Source organism: Micromonospora sp. NBC_01412 (genome assembly GCF_045040215.1).
GTDB lineage: Bacteria > Actinomycetota > Actinomycetes > Mycobacteriales > Micromonosporaceae > Micromonospora > Micromonospora rubida.
Genome location: NZ_CP109528.1, coordinates 1,500,663 through 1,525,254, shown reverse-complemented (window position 1 = coordinate 1,525,254; position 24,592 = coordinate 1,500,663). Strand labels below are relative to the sequence as shown.

Genomic DNA, 24,592 nt, shown 5'->3' with positions numbered 1-24,592 from the left:
AGGGCAGGACGGTCGTCCGGTGCGGCCGGACCGGGATTCCCCGGCCGCACCGGAGGCCGCGCACCGCGCAGCAGGCACCACAAGCACCACGTACCAGGCACCACGGACGCGGGGGAGGCAGGGACGGACGCCGACCGGCCCTGCCTGCCAGCCCTGCCCGTCCCGTCCGTCCCGGGGGTCGTCCGGTGGCGTCGCCGTCGGAGGTGCCCTCGGGCGGGCGGCCGGGCGGGGCGCGCCCAGGGCGGTTGCGAAGTCGAGCGGGGGCGCTTTGATCAGGGAGTCTGGGGGTTCCTGGCGTGGGGTGCCGCTCCACGGCAGGTGTGCCTCTCGGCGCCTATGGAGCTGAGTCGGATACGACATCACCCACGCTCGCCGCGCTCGGCGACCGTGAGCGACGACCCGACGGGGCGGTGGGTGACGCGACGGCGGTGGCCCGACCGGCGTTGATGACGTAAACGACTCAGCTCCATAGGCGCCGAGCCACGGCATCGACCGCCGCGCCCACAGCTCCGCCGCGCCCACAGCTCCGCCCCGGCCACGGTCCGGGCCGACCGGGGACCGCACCCGCGACAACGCAATGATCCTGGGGCGTGCCCCGCGTCGAATGCTGGTTGGCTGAGGCGTGGGCGGAACTTTTGCCGACCCGAGCGAAAGTTCAGGTTGAGTAGTCAGAAGGTATGGACACAGGCAATTCATGGACATTAATGTCTGGGGCATTGCGATGGTGTTTTTCGTCGAGGTGAACCGGCGGCGCGGTGACCCATCGACTGGTGACCTCCGGGCACGCACCCGTCCCGCCCGGAGGCCGCGGCGGTCGGGCAGGCACCCGACGGCCCGAGCGCATCCCCCCGCTACGGCATCCGGCGCGACGGCGCGCGCCCCGCCTGGCAGTCAGACGTCAGGAAGGGACTGCAAAGCCATGTCCATCAAGGACGCTCCCACCCACCACCCCCGACGGTGGCCCACCGCCGCCGCGGCGCTGCTGCTCGTCGCCGTTGCCGGCGCGGTCGGCCTCGGCGCCGGCCCGGCCGCCCTCGGCGGCCCCACCCCGGCCGCCGCACACGTGATCAGCGGCAGCGACTTCCAACAGGTCGAGCTGGCCCGAGGCGTCGCGGAGACCGGCGAGCCGATGTCCCTGGCCGTGCTGCCGGACCGGTCGGTCCTGCACACCGCCCGCAACGGCACGCTGCGCCGCACCGACTCCGCCGGCACCACCACGGTCATCGGCACCGTGGCCGTCTACAACCACGACGAGGAGGGGTTGCAGGGCGTCGGGGTCGACCCGAACTTCGCCACCAACCGGCACATCTACCTCTACTACGCGCCGCCGCTGTCCACCCCCGCCGGGGACGCCCCCGCCACCGGCACCGACTTCTCCGCCTGGCAGGGCGTCAACCGGCTGTCCCGGTTCACCTTGAACGCCGACTTCACCGTCAACCAGGCCAGCAAGGTCGACGTGCTGGACGTCCCGGCCGACCGGGGCATGTGCTGCCACGTCGGCGGGGACATCGACTTCGACGCCGCCGGCAACCTCTACCTGTCCACCGGCGACGACTCCAACCCGTTCGACTCCGCCGGGTACTCCCCGCTCGACGAGCGGACCAACCGCAATCCCGCGTACGACGCGCAGCGCAGCGCCGGCAACACCAACGACCTGCGCGGCAAGATCCTGCGGATCAAGGTCGGCGCGGACGGGTCGTACTCGATCCCGGCCGGGAACCTGTTCGCGCCCGGCACCGCGAAGACCCGCCCCGAGATCTACGCGATGGGCTTCCGCAACCCGTTCCGGCTCAGCGTCGACAAGGCCACGGGAATCGTCTACCTCGGCGACTACGGGCCGGACGCCGGCACCACCAGCGCCACCCGGGGCCCCAGCGGCCAGGTCGAGTTCAACCGGGTCACCGGCCCAGGCAACTACGGCTGGCCGTACTGCACCGGCACCAACACCGCCACCGAGACGTACAACGAGTGGGACTTCGCCGCCGGCACCGGCGGGGCCAAGTACGACTGCGCGGGCGGGCCGACCAACAACTCGTTCCGCAACACCGGCCTGAGCAAGCTGCCGGCCGCGAAGCCGGCCTGGATCCGGTACGCCGGCGACGCCGGCACCCCGCCCGAGTTCGGCGGCGGCTCCGAGTCCCCGATGGGCGGCCCGGTCTACCGGTACAACGCCGCCTCCACCTCGACGACGAAGTTCCCGCAGTCCTTCGACGGGCAGTTCTTCGCCACCGAGTTCGGCCGCGGCTGGATCAAGCCGATCCACGTCAACGCCGACGGCTCGCCCGGCACCATCGACGCCTTCCCGTGGACCGGCAAGCAGGTGATCGACTCGGCCTTCGGCCCGGACGGCGCGTACTACGTGCTCGACTACGGCACCGGCTACTTCAACGGCGACGCCAACTCCGCCCTCTACCGCTTCGACCACATCGGCGGCGGCAACCGGGCCCCGACCGCCCGGGTGAGCGCGGACAGGACGTCCGGGACGGCCCCGTTGGCCGTGAACTTCTCCTCGGCCGGGTCGACGGACCCCGACGGCGGGGCGCTGACCTACGCGTGGGCGTTCGGCGACGGCACCACCTCCACCGCCGCCAACCCGGCCAAGACGTACGCCGCGAACGGGACGTACACCGCCACGCTAACCGTGCGGGACCCGCAGGGGGCCACCGGCAGCGCCGGCGTCACCATCACGGTGGGCAACACCGCCCCGACGGTGACCGTGAACAGCCCCGGCAACGGCAAGCTCTTCTCCTTCGGCGACACCGTGCCGTTCAGCATCACCGTCACCGACCCGGAGGACGGCACGATCGACTGCACCAAGGTCAAGATGACCTACGTGCTCGGCCACGACCAGCACGGCCACCAGATCACCTCGGCGAACGGCTGCTCCGGCTCGATCGCCATCCCGGTCGACGGCGAACACGACGACGCGGCGAACATCTTCGCCATCTTCGACGCCGAGTACACCGACTCGGGTGGGCTGACCACGCACACCCAGCACACCCTCCAGCCCCGGCACCGGCAGGCCGAGCACTTCAAGACCTCGTCCGGCATCGCGACCTTCGACAAGACCACCGCCGAGGGCGGCAAGACCGTCGGCAACATCGAGAACGGGGACTGGATCGCGTTCCAGCCATACCAGCTCGGGGACGTGACCTCGTTCAGCGCCCGGGTCTCCTCGGCCGGGACGGGCGGGACCCTTCAGGTGCGGGCCGGCTCGGCGACCGGGACGGTCCTCGGCTCGGCCACCGTGCCGGTCACCGGGGCGTGGGACACGTTCACCACGGTCACCAGGGCTGTCTCCGGTGCGCCCGCCGGCACCACCACCCTGTACCTCACCTTCGCGGGCGGTGCCGGGGCGCTCTACGACCTGGACGCGTTCACCCTGGACACCACCCCCGCCACCACCCGGACCGGCCCGGTCCGGGGCCTGGGTGGCAAGTGTCTCGACGTGCGCAACGGCGCGTCCGCCGACGGCACCCAGGTCCAGATCTACACCTGCAACGGCAGTGCGGCCCAGACGTGGACGGTGACGCCGAACAGCACGGTGAGGGCGTTGGGTAAGTGTCTGGACGTGTCGGGGGCCGGTACCGCCGACGGTACGAAGATTCAGCTCTGGACGTGTAACGGCACGGGTGCGCAGAGCTGGTCGGCGCAGGTCGACGGGACGTTGCGCAACGTCGGGTCGGGCAAGTGCCTGGACGTCTCCGGCAACACCTCCACCGACGGCACCCCCGTGCACCTGTGGACCTGCGGCACCGGCGCCAACCAGAAGTGGACCCTGCCCTAGTCAGGTGCGAGGAAGGGCTCCCTGCCGACGGATCCCGTCGCGCAGGGGGACCCGACCGACCCCACCCCCCGCAGCGCGAAGCCCCAGGAGAGCGACATGCGCAGACTCCTCCGTCCCGTCCTCGGCGTGGCCACCACGGCCCTCGCCGTCCTCGCCTGCACCACCCCCGCCACCCCGGCCTCGGCCGCCGACGCCCCGTACGACGTGCTGGTCTTCTCCAAGACCGCCGGCTTCCGGCACGACGCCATCGCGGTCGGCACCCAGGCCGTCCGCGACCTCGGCGCGGCCAACAACTTCACCGTCACCGCCACCGAGGACGCCGCCGTGTTCAGCACCGCCAACCTGGCGAGGTACGAGGCGGTGCTCTTCCTCAACACCACCGGCGACGTGCTCGACCCGACCCAGCAGGCCGCCTTCGAGTCGTACATCGGCTCCGGCGGCGGGTTCGTCGGCGTGCACGCCGCCGCCGACACCGAGTACGACTGGCCGTTCTACGGCAACCTGGTGGGTGCCTGGTTCGCCTCCCACCCGGCCATCCAGCAGGCCACCGTCAAGGTGGAGGACCGGGCGCACGCCGCCACCGCCACACTGCCGCAGTCCTGGCCGCGCACCGACGAGTGGTACAACTACCGCACCAACGCCCGCTCCACCGCGCACGTGCTGGCGACCCTCGACGAGTCGTCGTACTCCGGCGGGTCGATGGGCGGCGACCACCCGCACGCCTGGTGCAAGACGTACAACGGCGGCCGGTCCTTCTACACCGGCGGCGGGCACACCCAGTCGTCGTACGCCGAGCCGGCCTTCCGCTCCCACCTGCTCGGCGGCATCCGGTACGCGGCCGGCCGGGCGAAGGCCGACTGCCGGCCCGAGACCGGCTACACCCCCCTCTACAACGGCTCCACGGCCGGCTGGTCCCAGGCCGGGCCGGGTGGCTTCACCAACGCCGACGCCACCCTCACCTCCCACGACGGGATGGGCCTGTACTGGTACAGCGCCAAACAGTTCACCAGCTACTCGCTCAAGCTGGACTGGAAGCTGGCCGGGGACGACAACTCCGGCGTGTTCATCGGCTTCCCACCGTCGACCGACCCGAACTCCGCCGTGAACAACGGCTACGAGGTGCAGATCGACGCCACCGACGCCGCCGACCGCACCACCGGAGCGGTCTACACCTTCAAGTCCGCCGACCTGGCCGCCCGGGACGCCGCGCTCAACCCGCCGGGGGAGTGGAACACCTACGAGCTGCTGGTCGAGGGGGAGCGGCTCCAGGTACTCCTCAACGGAGTGAAGATCAACGACTTCACCAACACCGACCCGGCCCGCTCGCTCGCCGGCCACATCGGCATCCAGAACCACGGCACCGGCGACGACGCGGCGTTCCGCAACATCCGGATCAGGGAGCTGGGCGGCCCGCCGGCCGGGAACACCACCGTCCAGGCCGAGGCGTACAGCGCCGCCAGCGGCGTCAGCGCGTACCCCAAGGCCGGGGCCAACGGCGGCCAGACCCTGGGGTACGTCGACCCGGGCGACTGGGCCGGCTACCACGGCCTGGACCTGACCGGGGTGACCTCGGTGCGGGCCCGGGTGGTCTCCGGCGGCCCCGGCGGGACCATCCAGTTCCGCACCGGCTCGGCCACCGGCACCGTGCTCGGCCAGGTGGCGGTGCCCAACACCGGGAGCTGGACGACGTACGCCGACGTCAGCGCCCCGCTGACCGGGGTGCCGGTCGGCAACCAGAACCTGTACCTCACCTTCGCCGGCACCGGGACGGGCCTGTTCGACGTCGACGACGTGACCCTGGTCCGGTCGCCGGCCCCGACGAACGGCACCGGCCCGGTCAGGGGCCTGGGCGGCAAGTGTCTCGACGTGCGCAACGGCGCGTCCGCCGACGGCACCCAGGTCCAGATCTACACCTGCAACGGCAGTGCGGCCCAGACGTGGACGGTGACGCCGAACAGCACGGTGAGGGCGTTGGGCAAGTGTCTGGACGTGTCGGGGGCCGGTACCGCCGACGGTACGAAGATCCAGCTCTGGACGTGTAACGGCACGGGTGCGCAGAGCTGGTCGGCGCAGGCCGACGGGACGTTGCGCAACGTCGGGTCGGGTAAGTGCCTGGACGTCTCCGGCAACACCTCCACCGACGGCACTCCCGTGCACCTGTGGACCTGCGGCACCGGCGCCAACCAGAAGTGGACCCTGCCGTGACCTGGCCTGGCGGGTGCCGCCGGCGGTAGCCGCCGCCCGTCCGCCGCCCCGCCCCGCTGGGCGGGAAGGGACCCCGGCCGACGTTGTGCCGGGGTCCCTTCCTCACCGGTCGGGGCGGCCCTAGAGTGGGGGCGGCGACCGTACGCGGTGGCCGGTGACCCGGTGGGAGGCGCAACCCGCCGGGCCCAGGCGCTCCTTCGCGCCCGCCGCCCCGCCACGTCCGCCACACACCGGCCCGGCCGGTCGCCCTCGCCCCGGTCCCGCACGCGGAATCCCCCATCACCCAGGGGAGTAGGACAATGGCGCGACCCATCACACTCTTCACCGGCCAGTGGGCCGATCTTCCGTTCGACGAGGTCTGCCGGCTCGCCTCCGAGTGGGGCTACGACGGGCTGGAGATCGCCTGCTGGGGTGACCACTTCGAGGTCGACAGGGCGCTCGCCGACGACTCGTACGTCGACCGGAAACGGGAGACCCTGGCGAAGCACAACCTGAAGGTCTTCGCCATCTCCAACCACCTGGTCGGCCAGGCAGTCTGCGACCACCCGATCGACGAGCGGCACCAGGACATCCTGCCCGCCCGGATCTGGGGCGACGGCGAGCCCGAGGGGGTCCGCCGGCGGGCCGCCGAGGAGATCAAGGACACCGCCCGGGCGGCGGCGAGGCTGGGCGTGGATACCGTCGTCGGGTTCACCGGCTCGTCGATCTGGCACACCCTGGCGATGTTCCCCCCGGTGCCGCCAGCCATGATCGAGCGCGGCTATGCCGACTTCGCCGACCGGTGGAACCCGATCCTCGACGTCTTCGACGAGGTGGGGGTCCGGTTCGCCCACGAGGTCCACCCCAGCGAGATCGCGTACGACTACTGGACGACCAAGCGGGCCCTGGAGGCGGTCGGGCACCGGCCCGCGTTCGGGCTGAACTGGGACCCGTCGCACTTCGTCTGGCAGGACCTGGACCCGGTGAACTTCATCCTCGACTTCGCCGACCGGATCTACCACGTCGACTGCAAGGACGCGAAGGTGCGTACCGGCGACGGCCGGCGTGGCCGGCTCGCCTCGCACCTGCCCTGGGCGGACCTGCGCCGGGGCTGGGACTTCGTCTCCACCGGCCATGGCGACGTGCCGTGGGAGGACTGCTTCCGCGCGCTCAACGCCATCGGGTACGCCGGTCCCATCTCCATCGAGTGGGAGGACGCCGGGATGGACCGCCTCGTCGGGGCGCCTGAGGCGCTCCAGTTCGTCCGCAGGCTGGCCTTCGACGCCCCGACCGCCGCCTTCGACGCGGCGTTCAGCAGCAGCCGGGACTGAGCCGTCCACCCGTCGGCCGGGCCCGCGCGGCCCGGCCGACGTCACGGGGCGTCACGGGCGTCACGGGGCGTCGCAGGGCGTCGGTCGGGCCGCGCGGGCTGTCACGAGGCGGGGGGAGTCACGGGGCGTCGCGCGTTGTCACGGGCGGGTTGTCACGGGCGGGGCCGACGTGTGCGGGCGTCACGGGTGTGGCGGGCGGCGGCGTCGCTGATCGGCCGGGGCCACGCCCACCGCGCCGGCGGTCCCGAGTCGCGGAAACAGCAGACGGGCCGGTCGCCCGAAGGCGGCCGGCCCGTCGTCGTACGGTCGATCAGAGCGTGCTGCCGTTGGTCCCCGTGCCGGACGGCTTGGGGCGAGCGGCGGTGCTCGGGGTCGGCCCCGTCGGAGCGGTGCCGGACGAGCTGTTGCCCGCCTTGGCGCCGACCGTGGCCGGCGTGCCGGCGTAGGGCTTGTCGGCGGGGGTCAGGTCCTGCGTGCCGTTGCCGTTGCTGCTGAACTTCTCACCCAGCTTGGACTGGCTGAGCTTGTCCTTGCCCTCGCTGTAGAGCCGGTTGGCCTGGGCCTGCGCGACCCCGGCCGCCTCCTGGACGGTCGGGTGGTCGAGCACCTTGCGGCCCCGGACGACGAGCTCCTCGTACTTTTCCCGACCGGCACGGGCGCCCAGGACGAATCCCGCAGCCAGCCCGCCAAGAAACATGATCTTTCCGCGCATGGCGGCTCCTTCCGTACCTGACGCGCCATCGTCTCCCCGGGGCGGACCCCGTGGCGATCATCTCGCGCCTATCTTCTCTGTCGACAGCTAACTACCCATCCTCCTCCGCGCTCATACCTGCTTGTGCCAGGATGACGAATTGTCCGCTTGTCGGCTGCCGCCGCAGCCCCCCGCCCGGTCGGGTCGGTCCGGTACCCCCTGGACCAAACCCCCCGGCAGTCCTGTATTCTTGTCCCGTCGCCGGGCACCGGGAAAATCCGGACCAGGCGGCAGCGATCCCCCGTAGCTCAATTGGCAGAGCAGCCGGCTGTTAACCGGCAGGTTTTTGGTTCGAGTCCAAACGGGGGAGCCACGCTCCACCCCACGTGCCCGCCGGCCCCGCCGGCGGGCATCACTGTCTCCCCCCACCCACCCCACCCCCCGTTCAATGCGGTGATCAAGAGGTTTGCGTCGTCCTGGCTCCAAAACCAGACACAAACCTCTTGATCACCGGAGGGTGGGTGGGAGGTTTCGACCAGTCCGGGGTGGTATGGCCATGGGTGGTGGTGGTCGGCCCCTGCGGGCGAAGTCAAGGGGGACGGCCGGGAGGTCGGGCCGGTGCGCGGCCATGCTGATCGTGGTGCTGGTCGTGATCGGGTGGCTCGTGGTCGGCGGCGTCGCCTGGCCGTACGCCGGGAAACTGGGGACGTCGCCACCAACGGCAACGTCTCCTTCCTGCCCGCCGACGCCGAGGCGACCCGGGCCAGGACCTCGTCGCCGGCTTCGTCGACCGGCGGACCAACCCCACGCACGCGTCGGACGGGTGGCACCCGTTGGCCACCTCGGTAGTCGGCCCGTCCGCCTCTGCCGAGCTGGCGGTCCGAGCCGAGATGGCCCGGCTCTACGGCCGGTCCACGGCGGACTGGGCGCACCTGACCACGGTGTCGGTGCCGCACGCGCTGCCCGCCGCCGCGGCAGGGCCGGCTGCGCAAGCCGGTGGCGCTGGGCGGAGGGCTCTTCGTCGCCGGGGACCACCGGGACAGTCCCTCCATCAGGTGCGTTGGCCGGCGGGTGGCGTACCGCCGGGGCGGTCCTCGCCGAGCTGCGTGCCCAGGGCTGAGCCCTTCATCGACGGCTGCGTGCTGTTATCCTCGCGTAGCCCATCGTGCTGGATCACCGATGGGCCGTCCGGTGGGCGGATGGGGCTGTTTCGCGGTGGCCGATGATCCACCGCGCGGGTTACGATCCGGCGCGGTAGCGGGGCGGTAGCTCAGCGGGTTAGAGCAGGGGACTCATAATCCCTCGGTCGCGGGTTCGAACCCCGCCCGCCCCACCAGGCAAAACAAGCCTTTGAAGATCCACCCTGGGCATCCTCTGGTGCACGGCAGGTGCACCGACCGGCCCCACGAGGTGCACCACGTGCCGAGGCGGCACCCAAACCGCACCGCCAATGAGGGCTTGAGCGCCGCCTCGCCGCCGCAGATGGACCTACCCGCGGCCCCGGAACTGCCGGACTACGCCGCCGTCGTCGGCACCGTTAATGACCCGCTGCGTCTGCTCCATCAGCTCGCGGGCCGCGCTGTCCCCGTCGCGCAGGAACACCCCGACGGCGTCTTTGATCAGCCGCTCCTGCCGTGCCTGGTCGTGGGCGCGGATCCGGTCGGCTTTCGCGTCCTGGGCCCGCCGGTCCTGGACTGCCGCCCATGCGGCCAGCGATGCGACCGCCGCACTGGCCACCACAACGGCGAAGGTGAGGAAGGTGCCGGTCCCCCGGGTGAGCGGTGTGCCCGGGTCGAGTTGCGCGAGCGCGCCGAGGAACCCCCAGATGATGAGGGCCGCTGTGAGGATCCTGCGGTGCCGCCTTTGGGCTGTGGTCTGACTCGTGGTCTAACTGGCCGTGGTGCCTATGGATTGATCTGTCGACCATCGGCCCGGGGTGGTGCTTGCTGCCGCCGGCCCGGGCGGGCGTGTCCCGATAGGGGCCTTGCCGCACAAGGCACCGTCACAGTTCTGACCGCCCACCCGGTCCGGCGCTGGCCATGGACGTCGATCGGCTTGAAGGAGTCACATGACCGCCCTGAGCATGCCCGGATCCGGCGAAGGCCGCCAAGACGACACCGAAACGATCGTCCTCGGCGTTGACACTCACAAGGATTTCCACGTCGCGGCCGTGCTCACCCTCGCTGGTGCCCTACTCGAGCATGCAGCGTTTCCGACGACGGCATCCGGCTATCGCCAGTTGGTTGCCTGGGCCAAGTCTCTCGGCACACTACGCCGCGCGGGAGTGGAGGACACCGGTTCCTACGGCACCGCGCTGACCCGTCACCTACGCGTCGAAGACATCGTCGTGCTGGAGGTCAACCGGCCGGACCGAGCGGCCCGCCGGCGGCGAGGCAAGACAGACACCGCCGACGCCGAAGCCGCCGGACGCGCCGTCATCTCGGGACAGGCAACCACGACGCCCAAGAGCGCCGACGGCCCGGTCGAGATGCTTCGCCTGTTCAAACTGGCGAAGGACTCAGCGATCAAGGCCCGAACCCAGGCCATCAACCAACTCAAAGCCGTACTCGTCACCGCCGACACGCAGCTGCGAGAAGACCTCGCCCCGTTGTCCAACCCACTACTCGTCGCAGCCTGCGCTCGACTCGACCCGGACCGAAGCGCTGGACCCGCATACGCCGCCCGCTACACCCTTCGGCTGCTCGCCAACCGGATCCAACAGCTCACCGCCGAGATCGACGAGCTAACGACACACATCACCGCCACGATCGAGGCGAAGGCTCCGCAACTACTGAAACTGACCGGCGTCGGCCCGGACAGCGCCGCCGTCCTACTCGTCACAGCCGGTGACAACCCCGAACGCCTGACCAACGAAGCCTCCTTCGCCGCGCTCTGTGGGGTGAGCCCGCTGGAAGCATCGTCGGGCAAGACGGCAAGACGCCGACTCAACCGCGGCGGCGACCGCCAGGCCATCGCCGCCCTCTACCGCATAACGCTGTCACGGCTGCGATGGGACCAACGCAGCCGCACCTACCTCACGAAACGAACTGCCGAGGGCAAGAGCCGTCGCGAAATCATCCGCTGCCTGAAGCGCTACATCGCCCGCGAGATCCACCAGCACCTCACCACACCGGTCGCGCTCACCCCGGCCCCAGCCCGCCTTGACAATCCATAGGGGCATCAACCCCCAAGAACGGCTGAACAAGGAGATCCGCCGCCGCACCGACGTCGTCGGGATCTTCCCCAACCGACCGGCGATCATCCGCCTCATCGGCGCGGTCCTGGCCGAACAGACCGACGAGTGGACCGAAGGCCGCCGCTACATGGGCCTGGAAATCCTCGCCAAAGCCCGCATGACCACCATTGACAACAGCCAACAAGACACCGACCAGACCGACCCGGCCCCGATCGCCGCCTAACATCAACCGGATCCCGCGATGGCCGTCTCTTACACCACTCGCGTGCCTCGCTCATGCCTGCGATGCGGGAGTTGGATCGGATGATCCGCGAGACGGAAGAACCGGCTGACCAGCCGAGTGGCGAGCCTGCCGTCTCGGTTTGACGGGCGGGTCGGGGATGGTGGCCAGGTCGAACGGCTTGACCCACCCAACCAGCACGGCCACGTCCCCGGCAGCCCACCCGGACCGGTACCGGCACCACGTGCGGGCGGCGTCGATGAGCGGTGGCCGGTGGGTGCCCGGCGACGTGTCCTGCTGCCGCTGCCACATGCGGGCCAGCGCGGCGGCGAACGCGGACAGCGACTCATCCGGGGCAGACAACCAGGCGGGGACCTGCGCCGCCCACGCTTCGGCGGCGGCCGGTGTGTGCCCGTACCGGATCAACCGGACCACCGCGAACGCCGTATCGAGCCACGGTGCCACCAACGGCGGGGGCAGCCCAGTCCACCAACCGTGCGGCGCCGTCGTGGACCAGCCAGTTGCGGCGGCTCATGTCGGTGTGCGCGAGCGTCCCGCCTGCGATGTGCTCCGGGTCGATCAGCCCGGCCCAGCGGGCGGTGAGCGGGCGCACCGGGAAGGTGGGGGGCGGGGATGAGGCCAGGGCGGCGAGAACACCGGCGACCGCTGGCAGGTCGGGGGATCCGGGCCGCAGGTCGGCGTGCCGTCCGGGCACATGCTCGAACCCGGCGAGCAGCCAGCCGGCCTGCTCGACATGCCACAGGAGGGCTGGCGCGATACCGGGCAGGTGCGGGTTGACGCGGGCTTCGTTGCGCAACGTCCACGCCAGCCGATCGGTGATCGGGATGCCCTTGCAGAACGCGAGCCCGGTGTCGGTGTGCAGGGTCGCCGCGAACCGGCATGACGCTCCGGCGCCAGTTGGGCTCACGGACCGGACGGCGCCGGTATGCGCGACCACGGCCCGGTGTGCGGCGTCGGGCAGGTCATCCCATGCGGTGTGCACCAGCACGGTCTACCACGCGGGCACCGCCCCTTCCCCCGGCACCACCCGCGACCGCACGTAGGAGGAATGGCAACGGCAGGTGTGGGGGCCGTTCCGGCTGCGCCCCGGAACCGACGGCGCGGATGAGCACGGGCGGACCGCCAGGCAGGAAGGCCAGGCGGTCACCGACTCGTGGCTGCTCACCATTGAACGGCCGCCCAACACTCACGCCCAGGGCGGCTCTCCCATCAACCCAACGCACACCGCCATCGCCTTCTGCTGGGCGGTGGCGATCCTGGCCTCCGACTGCGTCATGTCGACCTCACCGTCGCTGTTCATCTCCAGCGCGTAGGCCTCTTCCGCAGCCGCCAGCAACTCCCGGCCGGCGGCCCTCAGTTCGACGTCAGGTGATGCGCTGCTCTTCCCGCCAGCGGACAGGTTGAGGGCGAAGTAATGGTTGCTCCGCTCCACCACATACAACACGGTGTGGCAGGCGCGACGGGTGACATCGTCTGGGGTGGGCTTGATAGCTGAGGGCTTCTCATCAACGCAAGCGGTGAGCAGGAGCGCGACGCCCCACATGCTCAGGGCCAAGGCACGATTCACCGGGGGATGATAGACGGTCGTGTTAGGCCCGAGGCTGCTCGTGTGTCTTGCGCGTCCAGCGTGCGTGAAGGCGACGCCAGCCCTGGCCCGGCGCATTCGTTCTCCCAAATCTTCGCCCCCTGTCTGTCAGGGTGAGTTGAGGCGGCGGGAAACGTGGGGTGGCTGTCGGTCATCGGGTGATCTCCTCCGGGTGTCGGGTTAGCCGCGCGAGACGGCGGGGCAGCCGGCGGCCCGCAGGTCGTCGAGGGTGACCGTGGGTGTCCTCCCCCACGCCAGAATCCAGCATGGACGACAGGTCGACGCACTAGTTCACCATGAGCGTGTGACCGAGCCGCAACCCGCAGCAGCCGCCCGACGAAAGTTCGCCCGGGACGTCGGAGTCAACGTGTTGGCGAACCTCATCGCGGCGGCGATCATCTTCCTGCTCGCTGTCGCCGGTGACTTCCTCACAGCCAACCCGCTCGTTGTAGCGGGTGTCGCCATCCTGCTGCTGGCAACCGCAGGAATCGGACTTTACATATGGTTCGACCAGCGCGACTTCCAGGCGGTTTTGAGTGGGATGACACTCTATTTGATGCTTGTGGGCCTCGTGTCGCTGGTTGGTGGGCTTGTCACAGTCGTTGGGCTTTTGGCGAGGTAATCACCACGACCAACTCGATCAGAGGCGGTTCCGTGTGTGGGAGCGGCTGGGATGTGTCGGCTCATCGGGGCGGCCCCCACCGCTCGGCGGCCTGTCGATCAACCTCATCCATGGCCTTGTCGAACTCGGCGCGTTTCCTCGGGGTCGAGTAGCACGGCACGGGCGCGTTCGTACTTGCGGCGCAATCGCTCGGCCTCGTCGTCAGGTAGTAGGGCCAGCCGCGCCAGTCGCGGGTGAGGTCAGCGGTCGGGGCGGTCACTGCTGGCCCTCCGTCCACGCGTTGGTGAAATCCGTCAGCGGCTTCGTGTCCAACCGTCCGCCGCGCCTACCGGCGGCCGGTCCGAACTCGACCACTTGCGACCACGCCACCACAACGACACCGCTGTGGAACCCGTCGTCGGGCCACGAATGGGAGGCGAGGCGAAAGCAGTGATCGTTGACGGCGACGACCTGGCCGATGACCGCGCGGTGGTGGGTGAGGCCGGCGGCGAGCACGCCGTCGGGGCGCAGGGGCATGTCTTCGGCCCAGGCACTGTCACCGCTTTCCGGGTCTCGTCGGAGGCATCGTCTGGCTTCTCCTGACGAGGGGCGGAGCAGCCCGGTCGGGTGGTCGCGCGAGCCGCTCCGCCGAGGGAATCTCGATTAGTTCAGGAGCGCGCCGGATTCGACGACGGTGGTCCTGAGGGTTCTTGGCAGTTCCGGCGGGTTGCCAGCGCCGGCGAACTCGAAGGTGGCGCCGTCGCTGCTGCGTGCGAACGTGCCTTGGTCACCGGTGATCAGCCAGCGGCCGGTGTCCTTGCCGGGTGCCAGCTGGAACGGTTTGACGAATAGCACGTACTCCCGGTCCTTGCCGAGGATCGCGCCGGTGTCATGCAGCTTCATGGTCTCGTCGCCGACCTGCTGGACGGCGAGCACGTCCGAGGGCACCTTGCCCCAGAGCACTTTCTGCACCCGCACCTTCGAGATCGTGACAGGCAGGTTGTTCAGCTTGTCCTTGGTGGACGACTCCACCGTCCCCCGGACGACCGCCGTGCTCTCCGCCCGTAGTTCAACCAGGGAGGCGTAGTCCTTGACCCGGCTGGCGCTCAAATCAGTCTTGCCTTCCGGCTGTGCTGCGGTCCCACCGTCGGGCGTGCTCCCGCAGCCGGCCAGAAACGCGGCGGTCACCGCTATCAAGGCGAGTTTCTTTAGCATGTACGGGTCTCCGCTCAGTAGATGAAGTTCGCTGCGGCGATGTCGTCGGCTTTCGGGGTGTTGATCAGACAACTGTCGTAACGTATGTCGGTCGTGGGGTACGCCAGCGGAACGCTGATGCACGGACCGATGCCGCTATGGGCGATCCCGAGGACGTGGCCGAGTTCGTGCGCCATCACGCTTTGCTTTTTGGCCGCCGAGTAGGCGTTGGCGTGGTAGGTATTCCAGGTCGCGGTGAGTTTCGTGGTCCAGGTGCCGCCACCACCGCAGACCGGGTCGCCGCCGCTGATCTTCTGAGTGATGCCGTCGAAGCTGACGTTGCCGTAGTTGGCGATGTTGATGCCGACGTGCCCACCCGACGCGACCTTCGAGAAGAGGAGCGGCGTCGAGGTCGCCTGCCAGGCCGAGGCGCTGCTTTGCGCGGCGGTGCCGTAGGCGCCACCACCCGTGCCGTCGGTCCACTGGACGGTGGTACTGGAGACCTTGCACCCGTGCAATGCGTAGGCCGATGCGGGGCCGGCTGTCATGGCGAGTGTCGCCGTGCTGGCGAGCGCGGCGGAGGCAACGATCGCGGCTGCCCGAAACAGGCCGCGAGGTATCGTGGAGACGGTAGTCATTTTTCTCCTTGCCGAGAGAGGGGACAACGCTGGCTGTGGTGGGCCAATACCAAAGCCGCACTTTGTTGCCGGAAGCGCTCCAGGCAAGGATTCTAATCTGTCGATATGTTGCTTGTCGGGGAGATCTGTTTCGCGGGCGGTGCGCCCGCCGGCCCGACGTGACACACCGTGACCACGGCGTTGAACGCAACGCCGCCACCACCACCCTGGGTAGGTGAATGACTACGCTAGGCGAGAGGTCACGATTCGGTCTCGACATGATTCAGCGGAACGCTTCCCCCCACGCAGCCGCCTCGCCGGGCGTGTAGCTGCGGGTGAACCCGCAGGCCCAGGCGATCGGATCGGCCAGCGGCGCACCGCCGTAACGCGGCTCCCCTGAGACCAGCAGCCGCGACCCGATCCGATAGGCCGCGCTGTCCTGCCCAGACGAACCCTCCGGTCGCGGCATCGTGACGACGACGGTCGCGCCCGCGCCTCCTCGGAACCATCGATGCACCTTGAAGGTCACCGGCACATAGCCGTCGGGCAGGCCTGCGGTGGACGCGGCGGAGCCGATGCCGGCCACTGTCCCGTCGAAGCCGAAGGCCCTCCGCGCCAATGCTTCCGGGGTGTAGGACTCCACACAGCTCTGCGGGGCTTGGTGCCCGGCGAAGACATCGACGCTGCCGGAGGCTGGGGGCTCCGGCCTCGAACCGTCCCATCCCACGCCGAACGCCACGAAGGCGGCGACCGCCGCGGCGGTTCCTGCGACGAGACTCAGCGCCCAGCGACGACCGACGAGACTCAGCGCCCAGCGACGACGGCGGCGGCGAGCCGGCGCAAGCCCCACCGCCCGCGGCGCCGGAAGTGTCGGCGATGGCTGGTTGACGATCCGCGCGAACAGCTCTCGGCGAGCCTCGACGTCGTCAAGGGCCGAGACGCGCTCCGCGTCGAGTGCCATCGCCTGTCTGACAAGGTCCGTAAGTCGATCGCTCATCCCGTTCATCCCCTTTCTAACCTCTCATGTCCGGCGCGGCCCCCCGCGTTACACCCGGCCGCACACCCGCTACAGGTCGATGCCCTCCGCGCCTAACTCCCGAGCGAAGCGGGCCCGGGCGCGGTGCAGGCGCACCCGGGCATTCACCGCCGTGCAACCGAGCACCTCGGCCGCCTCGGCCGGGGTCAAGCCCTCCACTGCGACGAGGCCGAGGATGTCCTGATCGTCTGGGCGCAGGCGGCCGAACGCCGCCGCCACCGAGCCTGCGCTGTCATGCGCCGCTGAGATGTCCAGCAGCGGCGAGGCCGAATGGGCCTGCACCTTTGCGGCCAGCCGCTCGTGGCGCCGCCGGGCACGGTCGTGATTGGCCAGGGTCCGCCGGGCGACGCCGTAGAGCCACAGCAACCCCTGCGGCCCTTCGGGCATATCGTCCAGCCGCCGCCACGCGGTCAGGAAGACCTCGGCGACGACATCACCGGCGTCCTGCACGTCGGTGGTGCGGCGCAGCGCGTATGTGAAGATCGACTTATAGTGAGCCGCATACTCCCGTTCAAACCGAGCCGACCGCATAACACTCCATGTCCGGCAGATCCCCAGGCGTTACATGTAACTGCCCGATGAGCGCGAAGTATTCGGGGGCGGCGGTCACGGTCACCTCCGGGTCAGCCGCGCGAGGCGGCGGGGGTAGTGAGGGTGCGGGCGAGCGGCAGTGCGGCAGTCACGGCGTCGGAGGCACGATCCCGATCCCAGCCGTACAGGCCGGACGTGATCAGCACCGACACGGCGTCGTAACGGCCGTACTCGGCGATCACAAGGGCGGCGGTCTCGATGTCGTCGGCGGCGGTCACGGCCGGCCCTCCGTCGGCACGGTCTGAGACCAGATTCCGCATCAGCCGGCGTCCGCGCTGCGAAGCTGAGCCTGGACACCCCACCGGGTTCCCAGGATCTCGTACACGGCGTCAGCGAGCAGGTTCTCACTGTCGTTGAGCATCTTCACCAGCACCGGGCTTCCCGCCGACAGTCGAATTCCGTCCTCCGTCAGTTCCTCCACTCGGGAGGACTGGGCGAGCGCCGACACCCGCCGGTGGTTTCGCTTCGACCGCTCCACCACCTCGGGCCACGCACGCCGGACAGCGTCCACGGTGAGCTGCTTCACGGGGGCGCCAGGGTTTCCCTCGGCGAGTTGCTGCTCGGCGGCGGCCACCGCGGCGTTGAGGGTGTCTCGAACCCACGAGAACTGGACGAGGTCGTGTTCGGCGTAGCCGACGCGGTCAACGCTGCCGTCGGGGTTACACCCACGACTGTGTGTGCCGCAGCCGGTGCTCCGGCCACCCCCACAGCGATTCCACATCCCCGGTGATCGCATCCGGGAGCCGCTGCACCATGCCGTCGAGCCGCCGCACCGTTTCCACCGCCTCAGCGTGCCGGCCCGCCAGCGACAGGGCTTGCGCCCGCCCGGCCAGCAGGCTGGTTGTCGACCATGTACCGGCCGCCGAGGAACGGCACAGCCCGTTTGGCAAGGATCTGGGCGTACCGGTCGAGGGTGTCTTCCTGCACCTCTTGCGACTTGGCCCGCTGGTCAAGGTAGGTGCTCACCCACTCGGCGAAGGTCGGCACCCCGGACGGCGCGTCGGGGGTGTCGCCGATGACTGCGGCGCGAACCTCATCGCGGGTGATGTTGTGGCTGCGAGACTCGGCAAGCCGCTTCGCCGCCTCCGCGAGCTTCCGCGTCGCCGCCAGCTTGTGACCGGGTGGGACGCGGAAGCTCAGAGTCTGGGGGCGCCGGTGCGCTTGCCGCCGATACGCCACTTCACGGCGAAGCCGGTAGAGGTCGCCTCGATCGATGCCATGGCGGGAGGCCACCTCGGTTGGGGCACCGATGGGTGCACCGAACCCGCTGTTTCACGTAAGGATCCGTAGGATTACGTTCAAGATCGTACGGGTGTGAGCAGGGGAAACGCGCATAGGCGCAGGTGAAGCAAATATTTGGTGCTGGACTCATAATCCCTCGGTCGCGGGTTCGAGTCCCGCCCGCCCCACTTGTCGACCTTCCGTGCGAACCCGGCTGGTCCTGTAACGACGAGCCGCGCGACTCGTAGATCGGATGACCAGCTTGGGGCGTCCGGGCGCGGCGCAGTGCGTGACCGACCTGCGGTCGGTCCATCGAGTCACCTGGCCTGAGGTACAATTTTCTGTACTTACCTGGAGGTGATCATGCGGACCGTGAACTTCACCCAGCTTCGGCAGAACCTGGCTGCCGAGCTCGACGCCGTCATCAACGACGCGGAGGAAGTGGTGGTGACCCGGTCGGGCCACGAGCCGGTGGTCATCGTGCCGCTTGCGGAGTACGAGGCGATGAAGGAAACCGAGTACCTGCTCCGCAGCCCGAGCAACGCCGCAGTCCTGCGTCGATCGATCGCGGAGCTGGAGGAGGGCGACGCCGCCGAGCGGGAACTGATCGATCCGGCCGACGTTCGGGACGTTGCGTGAGGCTGGTCTTCACAGCTACGGCATGGAACCAGTACCTCAGCCACACTGACCGCAAACGGGTGAAGCGCATCAACGACCTCATCGCGGACGTGATGCGCAACGGATACGAGGGCATCGGCAAGCCGGAGCCCCTTCGTGGGGAGCTGTCCGGCTTCTGGTCCCGCCGGATGGATCGCGAACACCGGCTGGTGTATCGGATCACCAAGGACGACGTCGGGATCATCGCCTGCCGGTACCACTACGGTGACAGGTAGCGGCCCAGGACCGGAGCGTCGGTCGTCCTGGTCATCGGGCCTCCAGCGCACGCGACATGTGCGACCGCTGAATCACGGGAGCACGCCGCTTCTCCCGCAGAGGATGTTCCCGTGACCGACCTGGTCATCCGCCCGCTGTGCGCGGGTGAACACACGCTGTTCCAGTCCATGCCCGAGCCTCCCACCGTTGGCATGGCCCTGCTCGGCCGCGACTTCGCCGAGACCATGGCCGCCCGCCAGTACCGTCCCGAGTGGACCTGGGTAGCCCTCGACGGCGACACGGTCATCGCGCGGGCCGCCTGGTGGGGCGGGCCCGACGACAGCGCCCCGGTGGCGCTGGACTGGTTCGATCCCGGCACCGACCCGATGGTGGGTGCGGAGCTGCTCCGCGCCGCGGGTTTCACCGTCGACTACCACCTCGTGCTGCCGACCGACTGGCGCGACGTCCCCGAGACGCACCGTGCAGCCCGGTCGCGCATTACCGCCGCCGGCGACGCCGGATTCAGCCCGGTCCTGGAGCGGCTGCGGTACCGGTGGACGCCGGCCGACGGCCTGCCAGAGCGCCCGGCGCGGCTGACGTACCACCCCGTCTCCGACGACGCCGTACTCCACGACGTGCTGCGCCGCATCCTGACCGGCAGCCTCGACTTCCACCAGCGGCAGGCGATCGAGCGGGAAGGCGTCGAGGCGGCCCTCGCCGCAGACCTGGAGTTCCTGGCCTGGCTGCCGAGTCCCCGCGACTGGTGGCGCCTGGCTCGCGACACGGCCGGCAACCTCACCGGCATCGTGATACCCGCACGCAACCACTCCTCGCCGATCATCGCCTACGTCGGGGTGCTGCCGGAGGCGCGGGGGCACGGCTACGCGTACGACCTGCTCGCCGAGGGCACCCACGTCCTGGTCGAGCAGGGCGCAGAGGGCATCACCGCCGACACCGACGTGACGAACACGCCGATGGCCGCCACGTTCGCCCGAGCCCGGTATCCGGTGGCGCAGCGGCGACTCATTCTGAGCCGGCCAGCGTAATCCGTACGGCGTGAGGCTCCTGGCCAGCCGGCCGTGGGCCTCACGCCGTTGATGGGCAGAGCGGCACCGGCGGCTGTTTCCGTGTGAGTGATGAAGCCCGCCTGACCCGAATCGCGGTCGAGCGCGCTCCTCGGGCGAGGCCATGGTCGGCGGTGGTCGGTTCTGGTGCCGCCGACCAGCACGGCGGCGGTGACGGTCAGCAGGAACGCGTTATCGCGCGACAGCCTAAACCCGTCATGACGGGTTTAGGGCGGAGCGCAGATCTTCCGCCTGACCCGCTCCGCTTGAGATCGTCCGGTGGGCGCCCCTCAACCACCCCCTGAGCCGCGCCCACTCATCACCCCGGGCGGCGACCCTTCACCCCTGGGTGCTGGCCCTTCGTCACCCTTTTTGGGAAGGATCGACATGATTCCTCGCCGATGGCGCCTGCGCGCCTCTGCGGGCCTGCTGTCGCTGGGCATGGTGGCTTCGGTCAGTGTGCCCGGCGTGGCGGCGCCGGCCGCGGGCCCGCCCACGCCCCCATCCAGCCAGCCCGACGCGCCCGGCAGTGGTGCTGGCCTGCCTGTCGCCCGCACGCAGGTCACGCTGATCACGGGTGACGTGGTCACCGTCGCGGTCGGCGCTGACCGGAAGGTGACCGCGGGCGTCTCCGAGACGGCCTACCGGCCGGGCCCGCCGCCGTCGTTCCTGCAGGTTTCCGACGGTGACGCGCTGTATGTGTATCCGTCGGATGCGATCAGCCTGGTCAAGGCGGGGAAGCTGGACGCCCGGCTGTTCGACGTCAACTACCTCGCGTCCAACGGCTACGACAACACGAGCAGCTCCGACCTGCCGTTGATCTTCCAGTACCGCAAGCCGAACGACGCGGCCCGCGACGCCGGGCGGCAGGTGCGGGATGTGGCCGCCGAGGTGGACGCGTTGCCGGGCACGGCACGGCCGCGGGCGTTGCACAGCATCAACGCCGCGGCCACGAAGGTGGCGCGGAAGAACGCCGACGAGTTGTGGGCCGCGCTGGCCGGCTCGACCGGTCCCCGGGCGATTGACAGGGGCATGTCCCGGGTGTGGCTGGACGCCAAGGTCAAGGCCGACCTGGATGTGAGTGTGCCGCAGATCGGGGCGCCGGCGGCGTGGCAGGCCGGGTTCGACGGCACCGGGGTGAAGGTCGCGGTGCTGGACACCGGTGCCGACCTCAACCACCCCGACCTGGCCGGCAAGATCGCAGCGTCGCAGAACTTCGTGCCCTATGAGATCGACGCCCAGGACGGGCATGGTCACGGCACGCATGTGGCGACCACGATCGCCGGCTCCGGTGCCGCCTCCGGCGGCAAGTACAAGGGGGTCGCTCCGGGCGCCGAGTTGATGGTCGGCAAGGTGCTGGGCGCGCGCGGCTCTGGTCCCACCTCCTCGGTGCTGGCCGGGATGGAGTGGGCCGCGGCCAACGGGGCGGACATCGTCAACATGAGCCTCGGCGGCCCCGACACGCCGGGGCTGGACCCGCTGGAGCAGGCGGTGGCCGACCTGTCCACCCGCTACGGCACGCTGTTCGTCATCGCCGCCGGCAACGACGGGGGCACTGACCGGACCATCGGCACCCCCGGAACGGCGCCGGAGGCGCTGACCGTCGCCGCCGTGGACAAGCAGGACAAGCTGGCCTCCTTCTCCTCCCGCGGCCCGACCAAAAGCTACGGGTTCAAGCCGGACATCGCCGCGCCGGGCGTGGACATCGTCGCGGGCCGGGCGGCCGGCACCACGATGGGCACCCCGGTCAACGACCGGTACACCTCGTCCAACGGCACGTCGATGGCGACCCCGCACGTGGCCGGTGCGGCGGTGATCCTGGCGCAGCGGCACCCGGACTGGACCGGCGCGCGGCTCAAGGCCGTGCTCACCGGTTCCAGCGTGGACACCCCGGCCGCGGTGCTGGAGGAGGGCGCCGGGCGGGTGGATGTGGCCCGCGCGGTCAGCCAGAGCGTGTCCGGCAGCGGCAACATCGACTTCGGTCTGGTCGCCTACCCGTATGACACGCCGGTGAGCCGGACGCTGACCTACACCAACGACGGCGACGCCCCGGTCACCCTTGACCTGGCCGCGTCGCTGGACTCCCGCGCCGGGCCAGCCCCGGCCGGGATCCTGCGGCTGGACCGCTCCGGCGTGCAGGTGCCCGCGCACGGTTCGACCACGGTGGGCGTGACGCTGGACTTCCGTGACGGGCCGGACACCTGGTATGGCGGGATCATCACCGCGACCGGGGCCGGCGGGGTCAGCGTGCGCACGGCGGTGGGCGCCTTCAAGGAGCCGAAGCGGGGCAAGCTGACCATCAAGACGATCGCCGCCCCGCAGATGACCGGTCTGACCTTCGGCTCCTTCGGTGTGCTGCGCGTCGACGACCGCGCCGACCTTGACCGGGCGTACCCGTTCAACGGAGCGCCCGAGGTCACCGTGGACGTGATGTCCGGCCGGTTCGGTGTGCTGGGCGCGGTCGGCTGGTACGACCCGGACGGCACCTGGAACGCACTGCCGGTCAGCGTGCCCGAGGTGGCCGTCGACGGTGACACCACGGTTACCCTCGACCTGCGCACCGCCACCGAGCCCAAGGTGCGCACCCCGAAGCCGACCGACGAATACCAGGTGCAGGGCACGCATCAGCGGACCGGGGCCTTCGGGCAGACGATGAGCACCGGCACCGGCGAGTTGCCCTACGGTAGCCGGCTGTGGTCGTTGCCCACCGCGAAGGCCACCACCGGCACCTTCCACACGGCCAGCCAGTACCTGCTGGGCGTGCCACCGATCAGCATGAGCGCCGACGGCGTCGCGCTGCACCCCCGGTATGTCTGGGTCGACCCGACCACCGGGATGATCGACGGCGAGCGGAAGCTGGCCGTGGTCTCCGCCGGCCACGGCACCACGGAGGACCTGGCCAAGGTCGACGTCAAGGGCAAGCTGGTGCTGCTGGACTTCTCCGACCTGTGCCCGACCCCGTCGTGCAACGCGTACGCCCCGGAACGGGTGAACGACGCGCAGCAGGCCGGGGCGGCGGCGGTGGCCTTCTACGGCAGCACGGAGCGGGCCACCATCTACTGGTGGAAGCCACTGCGGCGGAACGCGCACATCCCGCTGCTGAACCTGCCCCCCGCCGAGGCGCGGGCGCTGGCCGCGGCGGCCGCCGAACGGCCGGTCACGGTCACCGCCAACGGTGTGGCCGACTCGCCGTACATCTATTCCCTGAAGTTCTACCAGCGCCAGCAGGTGCCGGCAAACCCGGACCTGTCGGTGGACCAGCGCAACCTGGTCGAACGCGAATCCCACCGGTACATGGCGAAGCCCGGCTACTACAAGAGCCAGTTCGCCGCGTATCTGGGCGATGGCCACGACGTGACCGGCAGTAGCACGATGTCCCTGTTCACCGCGTCCCAGCGCACCCGCACCGAGTACTTCGGCCCGGTCGCCGCCGACGTCACCTGGGGTGAGATGGACTGGCCCTACGAGATCTCCTTCAACCCGCAGGAGGTGGCCTGGGGCAACAATCAGGAGACCCTGAACCGCTACACCGGACCGGGCCGGCACGTCCAGCGGTGGGGCCGGCAACCGTTCACTCCCGGTGTCGCCGGGTTCACGCTCGATCAGCGGTCCCCCGGCATGACGCAGTGCAACGACTGCCGGGTGGGTGACAACCTGGCTCCGGTGCACATCCTGCGCAACGGCGACGGGGTGTTCGGAGACCGCACCTGGCAGGCGGTGGGTGTGCCCACGTCGCGCACCGAGGACCTGCGGCTGTTCCAGGGGAACCGGGAGATCGCCATGACCCCGTACCCGTACTACGTCTTCGTCTTCCTCAACTGGCTACCGGCCTTCCCGGTCTCCGCCGATCCGGAGACCTACCGGATGACCAGTAGGTACCGCGGCGACAGGCCGGTGGACTTCTACGGCCGGGACATCGACACCGAGTGGACATTCCGGACCCAGCGTTCGGATCCCACCGCCCCGGCAGGTCCGTGCCTGGTGACGGTCTTGACTCCGCAACTGGGGCCCTGCGCTCCGCAGCGCAAGCTGTTCCTGAACTACGACGTGCCCCTCGCCCTGGACAACACCGCCCGGGCCGGGCGGGCCCAGGTCATCACCGTGTCCGGGTACGGCGAGTCCTACACCGACCCCGCCGCCCGACTGACGTCGCTGACCGCCGAGGCCAGCTACGACAGCGGCGCCACCTGGCATCGGGTAACGGCCGTCAAGGTCAACGGCAAGGGCAACTACAAGCTGATCATGAAGCACCCGGCCCTGAAGCGCACCGACGGCACCGTCTCGCTACGGGTGAACGCCACCGACAACGACGGCAACACCATCAAGCAGACCATCGAGCGGGCCTACGGCCTGCGCTAGCCAGCACCACCCCGGGCGCCC

General features: G+C 70.0%; 22 protein-coding genes, 2 tRNA genes and 2 pseudogenes. 13 read left to right on the top strand and 13 right to left on the bottom strand.

What is annotated here, in order from left to right:
- Positions 1–919 precede the first annotated feature (919 nt).
- The 3 genes from OG617_RS06635 to OG617_RS06625 all read left to right on the top strand — a co-directional run bounded on the left by OG617_RS06635 (position 920) and on the right by OG617_RS06625 (position 7,302).
- Positions 920–3,787, top strand: a complete 2,868-nt coding sequence (locus OG617_RS06635) for an RICIN domain-containing protein (RefSeq protein ID WP_405099638.1) — start codon at positions 920–922, stop codon at positions 3,785–3,787.
- Between the two features lie 96 nt (positions 3,788–3,883).
- The gene (locus OG617_RS06630; RefSeq protein ID WP_405099636.1) at positions 3,884–5,992 is read left to right on the top strand and encodes a ThuA domain-containing protein; all 2,109 of its coding nucleotides are present in this window, start codon (positions 3,884–3,886) and stop codon (positions 5,990–5,992) included.
- Between the two features lie 299 nt (positions 5,993–6,291).
- Complete coding sequence (locus OG617_RS06625) at positions 6,292–7,302, top strand: sugar phosphate isomerase/epimerase family protein (protein WP_405099634.1); 1,011 nt, start codon at positions 6,292–6,294, stop codon at positions 7,300–7,302.
- Between the two features lie 310 nt (positions 7,303–7,612).
- On the opposite strand, the gene OG617_RS06620 is transcribed toward OG617_RS06625, so the two are convergent.
- Positions 7,613–8,014, bottom strand: a complete 402-nt coding sequence (locus tag OG617_RS06620) for a hypothetical protein (RefSeq protein WP_405099632.1) — start codon at positions 8,012–8,014, stop codon at positions 7,613–7,615.
- Positions 8,015–8,290: 276 nt separating this feature from the next.
- Here OG617_RS06620 and OG617_RS06615 point away from each other — a divergent pair.
- The 3 genes and pseudogenes from OG617_RS06615 to OG617_RS06605 all read left to right on the top strand — a co-directional run bounded on the left by OG617_RS06615 (position 8,291) and on the right by OG617_RS06605 (position 9,329).
- A tRNA-Asn gene (locus OG617_RS06615) sits at positions 8,291–8,366 on the top strand.
- A 421-nt stretch (positions 8,367–8,787) separates the two neighbouring features.
- Positions 8,788–9,113: pseudogene (locus OG617_RS06610) on the top strand (amine oxidase); the annotation flags it as partial.
- Positions 9,114–9,252: 139 nt separating this feature from the next.
- A tRNA-Ile gene (locus OG617_RS06605) sits at positions 9,253–9,329 on the top strand.
- 152 nt (positions 9,330–9,481) lie between these two features.
- Here OG617_RS06605 and OG617_RS06600 read toward each other — a convergent pair.
- Complete coding sequence (locus OG617_RS06600; protein WP_405099630.1) at positions 9,482–9,733, bottom strand: hypothetical protein; 252 nt, start codon at positions 9,731–9,733, stop codon at positions 9,482–9,484.
- 328 nt (positions 9,734–10,061) lie between these two features.
- On the opposite strand from OG617_RS06600, the gene OG617_RS06595 reads away from it, so the two are divergent.
- Together OG617_RS06595 and OG617_RS06590 are read left to right on the top strand one after the other, a co-directional pair.
- Entirely contained in the window at positions 10,062–11,168 is a 1,107-nt protein-coding gene (locus OG617_RS06595; protein WP_405099628.1) for an IS110 family transposase, read from the top strand.
- 7 nt (positions 11,169–11,175) lie between these two features.
- Positions 11,176–11,412, top strand: a pseudogene (locus tag OG617_RS06590) (transposase); the annotation flags it as partial.
- A gap of 343 nt (positions 11,413–11,755) precedes the next feature.
- On the opposite strand, the gene OG617_RS06585 reads toward OG617_RS06590, so the two are convergent.
- Together OG617_RS06585 and OG617_RS06580 are read right to left on the bottom strand one after the other, a co-directional pair.
- The gene (locus tag OG617_RS06585) at positions 11,756–12,412 is read right to left on the bottom strand and encodes a hypothetical protein (RefSeq protein ID WP_405099626.1); all 657 of its coding nucleotides are present in this window, start codon (positions 12,410–12,412) and stop codon (positions 11,756–11,758) included.
- Between the two features lie 204 nt (positions 12,413–12,616).
- On the bottom strand, positions 12,617–12,997 hold the full coding sequence (locus tag OG617_RS06580; protein WP_405099624.1) for a hypothetical protein: 381 nt from the start codon (positions 12,995–12,997) through the stop codon (positions 12,617–12,619).
- Between the two features lie 322 nt (positions 12,998–13,319).
- On the opposite strand from OG617_RS06580, the gene OG617_RS06575 reads away from it, so the two are divergent.
- Positions 13,320–13,637, top strand: coding sequence for a hypothetical protein (locus tag OG617_RS06575; protein ID WP_405099622.1), 318 nt, complete (start codon positions 13,320–13,322; stop codon positions 13,635–13,637).
- 255 nt (positions 13,638–13,892) lie between these two features.
- Here OG617_RS06575 and OG617_RS06570 read toward each other — a convergent pair whose 3' ends face one another.
- The 9 genes from OG617_RS06570 to OG617_RS06530 form a co-directional block, all read right to left on the bottom strand.
- Positions 13,893–14,153: a hypothetical protein gene (locus OG617_RS06570; protein WP_405099620.1), complete on the bottom strand. Its 261-nt coding sequence runs from the start codon at positions 14,151–14,153 to the stop codon at positions 13,893–13,895.
- Between the two features lie 126 nt (positions 14,154–14,279).
- Positions 14,280–14,831: a hypothetical protein gene (locus OG617_RS06565; protein WP_405099618.1), complete on the bottom strand. Its 552-nt coding sequence runs from the start codon at positions 14,829–14,831 to the stop codon at positions 14,280–14,282.
- A 14-nt stretch (positions 14,832–14,845) separates the two neighbouring features.
- A complete protein-coding gene (locus tag OG617_RS06560) occupies positions 14,846–15,448 on the bottom strand; it encodes a matrixin family metalloprotease (RefSeq protein ID WP_405099616.1) in 603 nt (200 codons plus the stop codon).
- 262 nt (positions 15,449–15,710) lie between these two features.
- Positions 15,711–16,424: a hypothetical protein gene (locus OG617_RS06555; RefSeq protein ID WP_405099614.1), complete on the bottom strand. Its 714-nt coding sequence runs from the start codon at positions 16,422–16,424 to the stop codon at positions 15,711–15,713.
- Positions 16,425–16,493: 69 nt separating this feature from the next.
- The gene (locus OG617_RS06550; RefSeq protein ID WP_405099612.1) at positions 16,494–16,994 is read right to left on the bottom strand and encodes an RNA polymerase sigma factor; all 501 of its coding nucleotides are present in this window, start codon (positions 16,992–16,994) and stop codon (positions 16,494–16,496) included.
- 92 nt (positions 16,995–17,086) lie between these two features.
- Positions 17,087–17,272 carry a hypothetical protein gene (locus OG617_RS06545; protein ID WP_405099610.1) on the bottom strand — a complete coding sequence of 62 codons (186 nt, stop codon included), beginning with the start codon at positions 17,270–17,272 and terminating at the stop codon, positions 17,087–17,089.
- 41 nt (positions 17,273–17,313) lie between these two features.
- Entirely contained in the window at positions 17,314–17,628 is a 315-nt protein-coding gene (locus OG617_RS06540; protein WP_405099608.1) for a hypothetical protein, read from the bottom strand.
- An 85-nt stretch (positions 17,629–17,713) separates the two neighbouring features.
- A complete protein-coding gene (locus tag OG617_RS06535) occupies positions 17,714–17,836 on the bottom strand; it encodes a hypothetical protein (protein WP_405099606.1) in 123 nt (40 codons plus the stop codon).
- A gap of 4 nt (positions 17,837–17,840) precedes the next feature.
- Positions 17,841–18,287, bottom strand: coding sequence for a hypothetical protein (locus OG617_RS06530; protein WP_405099604.1), 447 nt, complete (start codon positions 18,285–18,287; stop codon positions 17,841–17,843).
- 351 nt (positions 18,288–18,638) lie between these two features.
- Here OG617_RS06530 and OG617_RS06525 point away from each other — a divergent pair, with 351 nt between their 5' ends.
- The 4 genes from OG617_RS06525 (at position 18,639) to OG617_RS06510 (ending at position 24,571) form a co-directional block, all read left to right on the top strand.
- Entirely contained in the window at positions 18,639–18,914 is a 276-nt protein-coding gene (locus OG617_RS06525; protein ID WP_405099602.1) for a type II toxin-antitoxin system Phd/YefM family antitoxin, read from the top strand.
- Positions 18,911–19,168, top strand: coding sequence for a Txe/YoeB family addiction module toxin (locus tag OG617_RS06520; RefSeq protein ID WP_405099600.1), 258 nt, complete (start codon positions 18,911–18,913; stop codon positions 19,166–19,168). The genes OG617_RS06525 and OG617_RS06520 overlap by 4 nt, the downstream gene beginning before the upstream one ends.
- A gap of 111 nt (positions 19,169–19,279) precedes the next feature.
- Complete coding sequence (locus OG617_RS06515) at positions 19,280–20,194, top strand: GNAT family N-acetyltransferase (protein WP_405099598.1); 915 nt, start codon at positions 19,280–19,282, stop codon at positions 20,192–20,194.
- A 405-nt stretch (positions 20,195–20,599) separates the two neighbouring features.
- Positions 20,600–24,571 (top strand): S8 family peptidase, encoded by a 3,972-nt coding sequence (locus OG617_RS06510; RefSeq protein WP_405099596.1) that lies wholly within the window; start codon positions 20,600–20,602, stop codon positions 24,569–24,571.
- Positions 24,572–24,592: the final 21 nt, after the last annotated feature.

Bases quoted from the DNA above. Each gene is read 5' to 3' on its own strand.
- OG617_RS06635 (WP_405099638.1), top strand. From the start codon at position 920: ATGTCCATCAAGGACGCTCCCACCCACCACCCCCGACGGTGGCCCACC.
- OG617_RS06630 (WP_405099636.1), top strand. From the start codon at position 3,884: ATGCGCAGACTCCTCCGTCCCGTCCTCGGCGTGGCCACCACGGCCCTC.
- OG617_RS06625 (WP_405099634.1), top strand. From the start codon at position 6,292: ATGGCGCGACCCATCACACTCTTCACCGGCCAGTGGGCCGATCTTCCG.
- OG617_RS06620 (WP_405099632.1), bottom strand. From the start codon at position 8,014: ATGCGCGGAAAGATCATGTTTCTTGGCGGGCTGGCTGCGGGATTCGTC.
- OG617_RS06595 (WP_405099628.1), top strand. From the start codon at position 10,062: ATGACCGCCCTGAGCATGCCCGGATCCGGCGAAGGCCGCCAAGACGAC.
- OG617_RS06570 (WP_405099620.1), bottom strand. From the start codon at position 14,153: ATGCCCCTGCGCCCCGACGGCGTGCTCGCCGCCGGCCTCACCCACCAC.
- OG617_RS06565 (WP_405099618.1), bottom strand. From the start codon at position 14,831: ATGCTAAAGAAACTCGCCTTGATAGCGGTGACCGCCGCGTTTCTGGCC.
- OG617_RS06560 (WP_405099616.1), bottom strand. From the start codon at position 15,448: ATGACTACCGTCTCCACGATACCTCGCGGCCTGTTTCGGGCAGCCGCG.
- OG617_RS06555 (WP_405099614.1), bottom strand. From the start codon at position 16,424: ATGAGCGATCGACTTACGGACCTTGTCAGACAGGCGATGGCACTCGAC.
- OG617_RS06550 (WP_405099612.1), bottom strand. From the start codon at position 16,994: ATGCGGTCGGCTCGGTTTGAACGGGAGTATGCGGCTCACTATAAGTCG.
- OG617_RS06525 (WP_405099602.1), top strand. From the start codon at position 18,639: ATGCGGACCGTGAACTTCACCCAGCTTCGGCAGAACCTGGCTGCCGAG.
- OG617_RS06510 (WP_405099596.1), top strand. From the start codon at position 20,600: ATGATTCCTCGCCGATGGCGCCTGCGCGCCTCTGCGGGCCTGCTGTCG.